General features: G+C 50.0%; 7 protein-coding genes. 3 read left to right on the plus strand and 4 right to left on the minus strand.

Annotated features, from left to right (window positions below; translation table 11 throughout):
- Positions 1–30: 30 nt before the first annotated feature.
- On the minus strand, positions 31–2,802 hold the full coding sequence (xdh, locus tag ATORI0001_RS06410) for a selenium-dependent xanthine dehydrogenase (RefSeq protein ID WP_003150424.1): 2,772 nt from the start codon (positions 2,800–2,802) through the stop codon (positions 31–33).
- A 203-nt stretch (positions 2,803–3,005) separates the two neighbouring features.
- Positions 3,006–5,999 (minus strand): putative selenate reductase subunit YgfK, encoded by a 2,994-nt coding sequence (gene ygfK / locus ATORI0001_RS06415; protein ID WP_003150270.1) that lies wholly within the window; start codon positions 5,997–5,999, stop codon positions 3,006–3,008.
- Here ygfK and ATORI0001_RS07900 point away from each other — a divergent pair.
- The gene (locus ATORI0001_RS07900; protein WP_003150163.1) at positions 5,989–6,129 is read left to right on the plus strand and encodes a hypothetical protein; all 141 of its coding nucleotides are present in this window, start codon (positions 5,989–5,991) and stop codon (positions 6,127–6,129) included. The two genes, ygfK and ATORI0001_RS07900, sit on opposite strands and share 11 nt — an antisense overlap.
- Here the strand turns inward: ATORI0001_RS07900 and ssnA are convergent.
- Positions 6,126–7,481: a putative aminohydrolase SsnA gene (gene ssnA / locus ATORI0001_RS06420; protein ID WP_003150201.1), complete on the minus strand. Its 1,356-nt coding sequence runs from the start codon at positions 7,479–7,481 to the stop codon at positions 6,126–6,128. The genes ATORI0001_RS07900 and ssnA overlap by 4 nt on opposite strands.
- Positions 7,482–7,835: 354 nt before the next feature.
- On the opposite strand from ssnA, the gene ATORI0001_RS06425 reads away from it, so the two are divergent.
- Entirely contained in the window at positions 7,836–8,480 is a 645-nt protein-coding gene (locus ATORI0001_RS06425) for a helix-turn-helix transcriptional regulator (protein ID WP_003150262.1), read from the plus strand.
- Between the two features lie 84 nt (positions 8,481–8,564).
- On the plus strand, positions 8,565–9,824 hold the full coding sequence (locus tag ATORI0001_RS06430) for a M20 family metallopeptidase (RefSeq protein ID WP_003150388.1): 1,260 nt from the start codon (positions 8,565–8,567) through the stop codon (positions 9,822–9,824).
- 58 nt (positions 9,825–9,882) lie between these two features.
- On the opposite strand, the gene uvrB is transcribed toward ATORI0001_RS06430, so the two are convergent.
- Complete coding sequence (gene uvrB, locus ATORI0001_RS06435; RefSeq protein WP_003150367.1) at positions 9,883–12,114, minus strand: excinuclease ABC subunit UvrB; 2,232 nt, start codon at positions 12,112–12,114, stop codon at positions 9,883–9,885.
- Positions 12,115–12,231: the final 117 nt, after the last annotated feature.

Raw genomic sequence — 12,231 nt, forward strand, 5'->3', positions numbered from 1 at the left:
GAGAACGCACACGGCGCAACTCACATTGCATTACTTCTTAGTTTTTGGCTTGCTATAGTACGAGTCTTCCATGGGAAGTTTGGTGCGCATAACGTGATCCAAAGCGTAATAGGCATTTGCAACGGCGGGAGCTGTTGGAATCGTTGCAATCTCACCGATACCCTTACCTCCATAAGCAACCGGAAGCAGGTGTTCCTTCTCGACATAGATTGCCTCAATATGAGGGATATCAGGAGCATGGAAGAGCCCCAGTGTGGCATACCTTGATTTCGGAACACAATCCTGGAGCTTAAAGTTTTCCGTAGTTGCATAGCCAAGAGACATCAAGACGCCGCCTTCAATTTGCCCTTGGATCGCAATGGGATTGATGACCTTGCCCGAATCATGGGCGGCATATACATCGGTAACTTTACCCTCATCATCAAGCACTACGCATGTAGTGGCAAAGGCATAGCAGATATGGCTCTTTGGATTGGGCTTATCGGCACCGAGCTTATCGGTTGGTTCGAAGTATACGTACCGGAATTCATGACCCTCGAGCTTCTGAAGACCAGCAACGGGGTCTTTTGGATGGACGCCTCCACCCGCGATCAGCGCCTTTCCGTCTGCATATCCCACGCCTTCATAGGGACGGCCGTCGGAATAGACGATGGTCTTGCCATCACCGTTTGCCTCAACGGGCTCAGGCGATACTTCCTTGCCGGCTTCAAGATCCAAGATAGCATCGCGCAGCAGGAACGCTACGCCACGGACGGCCTCACCGGTAACCACCGTCTGACGAGAACCGGAAGTAGTACCTGAGTCAGGCGCATTTTCTGTTGAGCATTCGCCGTTGACGATAACTGATTTGGGAAGCCCCGTTGCTTCTGCCACGTCTTGCAAAAAGACCGTATTGCAGCCCTGACCGATATCAGAGGTAGCAGAATAGACGACAACCTTGCCGTTTTCAATACGGATGTTTGCGCGTCCCGCATCAGGAAGTCCAACGCCAACGCCCGAGTTTTTCATGGCGCATGCAAGACCGGCATGATCTTTATGTGCCTCATATACATCTTTAACCGCTAAAAGTGTTTCTTTGAGAGCAGTGGATTGATCGCAGATTTGACCATTGGGAAGCACGTCTCCAGGAGCAACCGCATTTCTCCAGCGCATCTCCCATGGACTTATACCAACCTTCTCGGCGAGAAGGTCTATGAGCTCTTCAAGGGCAAACTCAGTTTGACAAACGCCAAAGCCGCGGAATGCACCCGCCGGCGGATTGTTGGTGTAATAGCCAAAACCACGGATGTTGGTATTTTGATACTTATAAGGACCGACCGCATGCGTACAAGCACGTTCAAGAACCGGGCCACAAAGCGACGCATACGCACCGGTATCAAAGTTGACCTCACAGTCAAGACCCGTTAAATGACCTTCTGCGTCGCAACCAAGGGTAAAATCAGCCTCCATGGCATGACGTTTTGGATGGAAAGCCAAAGACTCGTTGCGCGTAAACTTACATTTGACGGTTCGCTGATATTTGTATGCGGCAAGTGCGGAAATATGCTGGACGGTAACGTCTTCCTTACCGCCAAAACCACCACCTACCAGCATGGTTTCAACTACCACACGATCAGGCGTCTCATCCCATCCAAACATGTGCGCGACTTCTTTGCGCGTATCATAGGCACCCTGATCGGTGGAGAGGATCTTGACACCGTCCTTATACGGGAATGCAACCGCACATTCAGGCTCAAGGAATGCATGCTCGGTAAAAGGTGTCGAGAAGTGCCTGGTTACGGTAAAGGCAGAGTTTTCCAGCGCCTCTTTTGCGTTGCCGCGTGTGATATGACGGCTTTGACAAAGATTGCTCGTTGCTTCTTCATGTACCAGTGGCGCTCCCTCGGCACGTGCCTCATAGATATCACGTACCACTGGAAGCTCTTCATACTCAATTTTTACGAGTTTCTTTGCGGCTTCCAAGATCTTCTCGTCTTCCGCCACAACCATGCAGAGCGCATCGCCCATATCGCGTGTAATGGAACCTTCAGCGATAAAGACATCCCAGTCCTGCTGAATATGCCCAACCTTGTTTACGGGCACATCTTCTGCTTTAAGAACACCAATCACACCCGGCAGAGCTTCTGCCTCCGAGACATCAATCTTTAACACGCGCGCACGAGGATACTTGGAGCGCACACATGAGCCATATGCCATATCAGGATACTCAACGTCCGTAACGTCATCGGGATATTTGCCATAGCCAAGAACCTTGGGGCGCACATCGACACGAAACGCCTTAGAGCCAACGCCGTAGTTGTCGCCACGCTCAAGCTCCGGATCAATCTGTTCTTCTCCGCGCAAAATACGCGCAGCCTTCAAGATGCCTTCGATAATTTTCTTGTAACCGGTGCAGCGGCAGATATTATTTTTAATTGCCTCTTTGACTTCATCCTCGGAGGGATTGGGATTGCGGCGGATAAGCGCCGCCCCGCTCATAACCATGCCGGGAATACAAAAACCACACTGAACTGCACCGACGGAGCCAAATGCGTATACAAAAGCTTCTTGCTCTTCATGAGAAAGACCTTCGACGGTCTCTATAACCTTGCCGTTTGCGCGTTTGGTATTCATAACACAGCCGCGCGTGGCAACCCCGTCAATAACAACCGTACACGTGCCGCAGGCTCCCTGCGAACAGCCATCCTTTACGGACAGCAGGTGTAAATCATCACGAAGAAAACGGAGCAGCGACTTATTCTCAGTCGTTGTAACCGTCTTGCCGTTCACCGTAAAGGTGTACCGCTCAACCTCTTCAACCATGTGCCTCTCCTTACGTGCTTGGGAGAATGTTGTGTGTCGTACCCCAGGCCCGCTCGTTAAACGATTGTCTCATAGCAAAAGCGCTATCAAACATCTATCACATTAAAACAAAAATTTAGACTACCTAACAACTTTTCGGTGACCGTATGAAAGTAAGCGGCAAGCGAGAAAAAACCTATTTTCTCGCTTGCATTATGCTTCTTCTAGACACTCATAAGATAGCTATATGAATCCCGTACCGTGACAATCATCTTGCGAATATTCTCCGGAAGACCGCAAGCTTCATCATCAACGTTATAAATAGCTGTGCTGCCATCAAGACGAACCAAGAAGCCATCTGCCGTGGGTAAGAAACCTTCGTTTTCGGAATTGTCAAAGTCTTCGCGACTCCAGAATGCAGTGAATTTATCCTTGTATGGACGGCCCTTAGAGTATGGGCAAAAGACTGCACAGTTACCGCACTCATTACACATACCGTCAACGTGAATAATTTGCTGCTGGCGGATGCCGGGAACCTTAATGGCAACATTTGCACGGTTGGGGCATACCTCAACGCATGCCTCACATACCGAAGGACAAGAAAGGCAGCGTGATTGCTCGCACGCCTCAGTATCACCACAAAGCTGTCCGCGCTTACCAAAAATCTTAGCGACGTCTTCCTCAAGGTTGGAAAGTTCCTTGCCTGAGAAATTAAAGTCTGCAATGGCAACGGAAACCATCATAGCGTCTGCAATACCTTTGACAACGGTTGCAGGACCACGGCGTCCATCACCAACTGCATAGACATGCGCAAGAGAAGTCTGAAGGTTGTTGTCCACAACAGGGAGACCCTTCTCGTCACACGCAATGCCGGAGGTAGTGTAGAGATCGGGTTCAACCTGCTCGCCAACTGCCGTAATAACAGCGGTTGCAGGAACCGTCACAAACTCGCCCGTACCCTCGGGACGACGACGACCAGACTCATCAGGAGCGCCAAGTTTCATGACCTCACAGGTAAGCTGGTTATTGGCCAAATCTCCCGGAGCGAGAAGCTCCATGAACTCCACGCCGTCATCAATGGCCATCTGGAGTTCTTCCTCATCGGCAGGCATATAGCGCTTGGTACGACGGTACACCAAACGTACGTTTTGTACACCGGACACGCGTTTTGCCGCACGAGCCACGTCCATGGCGGTATTGCCAGCACCGATAACGACCACATCAGTACCAAGATCAACGGACTCAGGCGCACGCTTGAACTCCTCAAGGAACTCAAGGGCATCCAGAGCCTCGCCGGACTTCAAGGTCTTGCGGCCAGGCGCCCACGCACCAATGGCTACCACCACGTCGGTATAACCCTCAGCAAGCAGGGCGTTTACGTCTTTGACTTCAACTCCAGTATTGAATGTTGCGCCGTATGCCTGACAAAGTTTGACATCGTTATCGATGGCTTCCTCAGAGATACGGAAACCTGGGATGACGTGGCGAACAATACCGCCCAGTTTATTGGTACGCTCAAAGACAACTACCTCAATGCCCGCACGCGACAAGAAAGAAGCTGCGGAAAGACCGGCGGGGCCACCGCCGATGATGGCGACTTTCTTGTCTTTAACGGCACCACGAGAAGCAAGCGTTGGAAGAACTTCCATAAGGCCGTTCTTTGCAGCGGTAAGTTTGCAGCTACGGATATGAACATGCTCATCAACATAGTTACGCATGCAGGAATTGGTGCAGGTATGAGGACAAATGGTACCGGTAATAAAGGGAAGGGCATTGCGCTCAAGAATAATATGCAAAGCATCGGCATAACGACCTTCATCTACTGCCTTAAGGTACCCCGGAATATCCTGATGAATTGGACAAGAATCACGGCACGGTGCAATAAAGCAGTCAGTCAGCGGAAGTGCCCCACGAACGTGGCGATCAGGCTGCGGTTTAATCTCTTTGTGATAGCGCGCGTCTTTAAGTGAGCTTTCAAGCAACGCAGACACCTTTGCCACATCAACACCGGAAAATGCTTCCGTATTTTCGTCTGCAAAGAGTCCGGCAATCTGTGTCATGCGCTCATAGCCACCAGGCTTCAAAATAGTGGTCGCCATGGTAACAGGCCAAATTCCGGTATCGACAAGATCTTTAATGTTGTTATAGTCTGCGCCTCCGGAATACGAAATGCGCAGTTTGCCGTCAAACTGCTCGGCAAGACGCTTGGCCAGCGAAAGCGACAAGGTCCAAAGTGAGCGTCCGGACATATACATCTCTTCGCTTGGCAACTCACCGCGAGTAACGTCTACCGGGAAGGTATTGGTCAGCTTGACACCAAACTCAACACCCTTCTCTTTGCACAGTTTCATAAGACGCTCAAGCATAGGCACTGCATCAGCCCATTGCAAATCTTCTAGGAAGTGATGATCGTCAAAGGCGATGTAATCAAAGCCGAGGGAGTCCAGCGTTTTACGCGCGTACTCATAGCCTAAAAGCGTAGGGTTGCACTTAATGAAGGTATTGAGGTGCTTCTCGGTAATGAGATAGGTAGCAATCCGCTCAATTTCATCAGGTGGGCAGCCATGAAGGGTGGACTCGGTGATGGAATCGGAGATACGAGAAGGAATGGAATCAATAAACGCCTCGTCAACGTTGCGGAAGCGACTCACATTGGCCTTGGCCCATGCAATTGCTTCTTTAAAGACGGGAGTTTGGGATGCATCTTTCATGTCATTGATATACTTATCTACCTTGGGCGTCTTAATTCCCTCGAGGTCATATCCAACGGACATATTAAAGACAAAGCCATCGGCATCTCCCAGACCAAGCTCTTGGGAAAGAATATGGCAGATAACCCATGCCTTGACATACTCATCAAATGCCTGAGGAACCGTTAACTCCGTAGACCACTCGCAGTTATATCCCTCGTCAGATGCCAAAATACAGGGCTTGTTAACGCAAGCTGAAAGCTCTTCGCCGTCCATCTTCTGAACCGTCTTCAGCTCAAAGAAGCGAGCACCGGTGACGTAGGACGCCACGATATTCTGAGCCAGCTGCGTATTGGGGCCAGCCGCAGGACCGAATGGTGTCTCAATCTTCTCGTTAAAAATGGGACGAGCCGTACCGGATGTTTTGGCAAAAGCGCGTACTCCAAAAATAGTCTTCTGATTTTCGTGCTCGCCTAAAATCCAGTTCATCAGGTGGTCGAATTTCATGGGACGCATAATGTCGCTCATTTTGGTTCCTCTCCTTTTAACCAATGTGAGTTATAGTCCCCGCACTTATGGCGTCCGCGGGCGACGCCTTATCTGCGCGTATGCGCAAGACGAGAAGAACTTCGCAGTTCTTCTCGCCATACCGACTTAATACTGGCGGCCGTTGAGCTCTCCCCAGAGCTTCTTGGCCTCACCCATGGTCCAAGCGTTAATCTTGTCCTCATCAAAGGCAACAAACTCACGATCTTTATAGAGAACCTTGCCGTTGACAATGGTAGTGCGGCAGTTCTTACCCTCAAAGCCAAAGAGCATGTGACCGTCGATGTTCTCGTCAGAGAACGGCGTGAACGGTTTGTAATCAAAGATTGCAATGTCTGCGGCAGCGCCCGGTGCGAGTTTGCCCAAAGGCTTGCCGTTAGACTTTGTTGAGAAGTACTTCTCGGCCATCTTGACATTGTTCTTGAAGAGCATGGTCATAGCCTCAACCCAGCCAACATTTGGCATGCAAGCGTTATGGCGCTGCATGGGCAAGAAGACCTTAAGCGATTCAAGCATATCGTGCGTATATGCATCGGTGCCCATGCATACATCAATACCACGCTTAAAGAACTCGAGCACCGGCGCACACCCAACAGCATTACCCATATTGGACTCAGGATTGTTAACAATACTGGTATGAGTATGAGCAAGGATGTCCATATCAGCAGGAGTTACGTGGATGCAGTGGCCAAGCATGGTCTTCTCGCCCAAAAGTCCGTGGTCAAGTAAGCGATGCACCGCGGTGGTACCGTGATTGAGGGCGGAATCATACACGTCGTCCATGCCCTCGCAGACGTGAATGTGGAAGCCGGTCAGACCGTTGTTGGCCTCAACCATTTTATCCAGCGTCTCGTCGGAAAGCGTAAAGAGCGCGTGCCCGCCAAACATGGCAGCAATCATATCGTCGTCTTCATCGGCGGCCCATTTGGCAAACGCAACGTTTTCAGCGATGGACTCATCACGTTTGACCTCTCCGTCACGGTCAGATGTCTCGTAGCAAAGGCAGGCACGGATACCAAGCTCTTTCGCAACGTCCTTAATGGCAAAGAGCGAATCGGGGATCTCACAGAAACTGGCATGATGATCAAAGATAGTGGTAACGCCATCACGCAGTGAGTCAAGAATGGTTGCATAGGCGCAGGCACGGGTGCCGTCAAGCGTCAGGTGACGGTCAATGTTCCACCACTGCTGCTCAAGGTTTTCAAGGAAGTTGTGAGGGTTGCAGTCTTTGATGGCAAGACCACGTGCCAAACCAGAGTAAATATGGGTATGGCAGTTGATAAGACCTGGCATAATGACGCCGCCGTGCGCATCAAGCTTTTCTGCATCGGGATAGGCAGCTTCAAGTTCCGCACGCGTATCGACAGCAACGATCTTATCGCCATCAATTGCTACGGCGCCATCTTCGATGTACGGATGAGCTTCGTCGCGCGTAATAACACGACCGTTCACAATAAGCAGCATGGGGACCCCTTTGCCACGTGCCGCAGATCAGCTACGGCGTATAAAATGACGGATGTGCCCTCTCCGACACCCCGTTCGGACGTATCTGAAGGGAGTCCGACTTCCCTGTATTGCAAAGCGTTTCTCGCTCTTAAGAGCGTTCTGCAAACAGTTAGTTATTAAACCTAACTTTTAATTAGATTTATGTTCTCATAGTTTCCCCGTATGTAAAAGAATTATCGGTGTACGGTCATTTATTGGGGTAAACGGTTCAATTCAAAAAATTTGCTTGCGAAAAAACACAAAATGTTAGGATATATAAGCGCAACGAAACATACACGAGAACCATAGACCACTTACAAGGAGTATCCGTACATGGATAACCAGCAAATTGAATTCTTGAAGCGCTTAGCCCATGGCATAGCTCTGCAATTTGGTCCCAGCTGTGAGGTTGTCGTTCATGATCTGCGATCCGACAATCCCGCCAGAACCATCGTTGCGATTGAGAACGGTCATATCACCGGTCGCAAAATTGGCGATGGCCCCTCAAACGTAGTGCTTAAGGCACTTCACTCCGATTCCGGAAAACTCCATGATTCCTACTCCTACCTTACTAAGACTGAAGATGGCAAGATTCTCAAATCTACGACCATCTACCTGCGCGACGATGACAATAAGCCCATTGCAATCTTTGCCATTAACTATGACATCGCGCTCTTCTCGGCAATGGAAGAGGCTTTGCACGCGTTTACCACACACAGTGATTCTTCCGATACAGCTCCGCAAACCATTCCGCACAACGTTACCGATCTTTTGGACGAGCTTATCGATCAAAGCGTTCGTTTGGTAGGACGCCCGCGCGCACTGATGACAAAGGACGACAAGATCAAGGCAATCCGTTTCCTTAACGACTCCGGCGCATTTCTCATTACAAAATCAGGTCAAAAAGTTTGCTCCTACTTTGGCATCTCAAAATACACGCTCTATAACTACCTTGACGAGGCAAAAAACCAAGACTAGATTGAGGTATAAAATCAGCGCATTAACCTGAAGCCTACGCTGATTATCCGTGCCAAAAATCCGTCTCGTAAGGTCTGGTGCTCCATGAGCGAGAAAAACCCTGAGTCCGCACTACATCTACCTGAAAGCCTCCCTGAAGTGGCAGAACTTACCGCTCAGCTGGTATCGATTGAGAGTACTGATCCCGGTACTTTTGAGGCAGATGTTGAGACCTTCATCAAACACTGGATTTTTGAAAACTGTACGTTTGAGCTGGCGGGGTCTACCTATCCCCTGATACAAGAGGTTGAAGCTCTCCCGGGGCGTAAGTGTCTGCGCGCCACAATTCCAAACGTCAACTGCGGCGTTTCCAAAGACGTATCCTGCCCGCCTTCCGATCTCACGTTCATATGCCACATGGATACCGTAACAGACGGTGACGGCTGGAGTCCCAAAACGCCCGCATTTGCGCCCGTTTACAAGGACGGTCTTCTTTACGGCCGCGGTTCATGCGATATGAAAGGCGGCCTTGCCTGCGCGCTTCTTGCTTTCAGAGATGCGTGTCAAGCCGTTGCTCGCACCGGCGTGCTCCCCCAAAAATCCCTTTCCGCCGTCTTTACCGTTGACGAAGAGGCTGACATGCGTGGCGTTGAGCGTGTTATTGCGGCCGACTGGGTTGGCGAGAAGGGCTGGGTGCTTGACGCCGAACCTACCAACAACCGTATCCGCGGCTCACACAAAGGTCGCACGTGGTTCAAGATTACCGTCAACGGTATTACCGCACATGCCAGCACACCGTGGGAAGGTGCCGATGCCATCGCCGCCATGGCCATCGTCATCAATGAAATCCGTACGAGCGTAGGCTCACTGCCCACACATCCCGAACTTGGTCGCTCAACCGTTACCTTTGGCCAAGTTATGGGAGGATATCAGCCCTATGTTGTCCCCGATAAGGCGGAGCTTTGGATTGATATGCGCCTTGTGCCACCGGCTCATACCGCGAGCGCCGAGAAGATAGTCCAGGCTGCACTGTTGAAGGCAGAGACGCAAATACCCGGTGTACATGTCCACTACGACATAACCGGCAATAGGTCTCCTGTGGTGCTTCCTGCTGAGTCCGAGCTTCTCGCCACTCTGCGCTCTTGTGCCGAGGCGTGCAAAACACCGGCGGACCTTGATATTTTCACGGGCTATACCGATACTGCCGTTATAGCCTCTACGTGCGGAAATCCCGAATGTTTGTCATACGGACCGGGTGAACTTGAGCGCGCTCACAAACCCAATGAATATGTTCCTGTTGTCGATCTTGAACGTGTATATCACGTATTTAAAGAATTGACCACTCGAGTTCTCCAAAAACAGTAGAAGAAACCCAAAGAGACCCGTAACAGTCTTTGTGTAGTGAAAAATCCATTACACAAACCTAGTGTTTCTTCCTATACCTTCTTCTTGTAGCATGAGCACTCCCCCTTCGAGCACCTGCTTTGAGTCTCTTAATAACGTCATCAGATGTGGTGCCTTCAAGCTGACTTCTTATACGGACAATCTGATCACGAAGCTGTGCCGCCCGCTCATAATCCATATCAGTGGAAGCCTGAGCCATATCTGACTCAAGATGAGCAAGCATGGTCTCAACCTCACTGCGAGGCAACTCCGAGAATTCTTCGACCATGGCTTCAATGCTGTCCACCTCGCCGGGAGCTCCTTGTGTTTCTGCTCCCTCGCCTGAGGCGGTATAAAAAATGCCATCTTTGCGCTGACGCTTGTCTACGTTTTCAGCGGCTTCATCAATAAACTGTGAGATATCTGCTATAGATTTATGAATCGTCTGCGGAACGATACCGTGCCTGGCATTGAAGGATTCCTGCAGCTCACGGCGGCGCCGCGTTTCATCAATCGCAATGCGCATGGAGTCTGTTATACGATCGGCATACATAATGACCGACCCCTGAGCGTTTCTTGCCGCTCGACCCATAGTTTGGATAAGCGATCTTCTGTTACGAAGAAATCCCTCTTTATCCGCATCCAAGATAGCAACAAGAGATACCTCAGGAATATCCAAACCCTCACGTAAGAGGTTAATACCCACGAGCACATCAATCTTGCCTTGCCTGAGCTCTTTTATGATTGCAACGCGATCAAGGGTTGCGGTATCCGAGTGCATATAGTTGACTTTTATTCCCTCGTCAAGCAGGTGATCCGTTAAATCTTCTGCCATCCGCTTAGTCAGTGTAGTTACAAGAACTCGTTCTTTTTTGGCAACGCGTTCTTTTACCTCAGAGATAAGGTCATCAATCTGACCACGTATGGGGCGCACCTCAACGGAAGGATCGAGAAGACCGGTAGGGCGAATAATCTGCTCTACCTGTTGCTGTGCCACCGACTCCTCATAATCACCTGGAGTAGCAGATACGTAGATAAATTGTGGGATACGTGCTTCAAATTCATCAAAGCGGAGCGGCCTGTTATCAAGTGCTGACGGCAGACGAAAACCATGCTCAACCAAAGTGACCTTACGCGAGCGGTCTCCCTCATACATTCCTCGGATCTGAGGAACCGTTACATGGCTCTCATCAATGATGCAAATCATATCTTTGGGGAAATAATCAATGAGCGTATACGGGGGCTCACCCGGAGCGCGTCCGTCCAAATGCCGAGAATAATTCTCGATACCGTTGCAGTATCCCATGGTCTCAAGCATCTCAAGATCATAGCTCGTTCTTTGTGCCAGCCTCTGGGCTTCCAGCAGCTTATCGTTTGCTTTAAGCTCAGCCACGCGATGCTCAAGTTCTTCGCTTATTGTCTGCAGTGCATGAGTAACCTTTGGACGCTCGGTTACATAATGGGATGCGGGCCAAATGGGAACGGCATCAAACTCACGGATGACCTCACCGGTTACGTTGCTTATCTCAGCAATGGTTTCCACCTCATCGCCAAAAAACTCTATGCGCAACGGATTTTCCGCATAGGGAGGAAAAACATCGACAACATCGCCGCGAACACGGAACATTCCGCGCTGAAGGTCATAGTCATTGCGGTCATACTGGATATCTATTAAATCTTTTATCAGATCATCACGCTCAAGCGGAACCGATTTATCTACGTTGGGAGCAAGGCCGGCGTAATCTTGCGGGCTGCCAATACCATAAATACAGGAAACAGAGGCAACCACAATAACATCACGACGAGAAAGCAGACTAGACGTTGCCTGGTGACGGAGCTTTTCTACCTCTTCATTGATGGAAGCATCTTTTTCAATATAGGTATCTGATTGCGGAACATATGCTTCTGGCTGGTAATAATCGTAATAAGACACAAAATAGACGACGGCGTTATGGGGAAACAACTCTTTCATTTCAGAGGCAACCTGTGCCGCAAGGGTTTTATTGGGCTCCATGATAAGCGTGGGACGATTAAGCTTTTCTATGGTTTTAGCCATGGAAAACGTTTTACCGGACCCCGTAACTCCCAACAGCGTCTGGTATCTCAATCCCTCTTCAATGCCCTGTGCAAGCTTCTGGATGGCCTGCGGCTGATCGCCGGCCGGCTCAAACGAAGACACGACAGAGAGGCGCTCTTCTCCGCTTTCACGACCAAAACGACGGAGCTCTGCTCCTACCCGTTCTGATTCTCTATCATGATTTGAAACTGCCACAGAGCCCCCTCCCTTGAACCGTAGTATACCCTATTCCTTCACAAATTACAAACATTTGTTCTATTTTTCGTATCCGAGAAACCCTGAGCCATCACGAATACGCTACACTTGATACCC

It is taken from the genome of Lancefieldella rimae ATCC 49626, assembly GCF_000174015.1.
Taxonomy (GTDB): domain Bacteria; phylum Actinomycetota; class Coriobacteriia; order Coriobacteriales; family Atopobiaceae; genus Lancefieldella; species Lancefieldella rimae.

Bases quoted from the DNA above. Each gene is read 5' to 3' on its own strand.
- xdh (WP_003150424.1), bottom strand. From the start codon at position 2,802: ATGGTTGAAGAGGTTGAGCGGTACACCTTTACGGTGAACGGCAAGACG.
- ATORI0001_RS07900 (WP_003150163.1), top strand. From the start codon at position 5,989: ATGTCGCTCATTTTGGTTCCTCTCCTTTTAACCAATGTGAGTTATAGT.
- ygfK (WP_003150270.1), bottom strand. From the start codon at position 5,999: ATGAGCGACATTATGCGTCCCATGAAATTCGACCACCTGATGAACTGG.
- ssnA (WP_003150201.1), bottom strand. From the start codon at position 7,481: ATGCTGCTTATTGTGAACGGTCGTGTTATTACGCGCGACGAAGCTCAT.
- ATORI0001_RS06425 (WP_003150262.1), top strand. From the start codon at position 7,836: ATGGATAACCAGCAAATTGAATTCTTGAAGCGCTTAGCCCATGGCATA.
- ATORI0001_RS06430 (WP_003150388.1), top strand. From the start codon at position 8,565: ATGAGCGAGAAAAACCCTGAGTCCGCACTACATCTACCTGAAAGCCTC.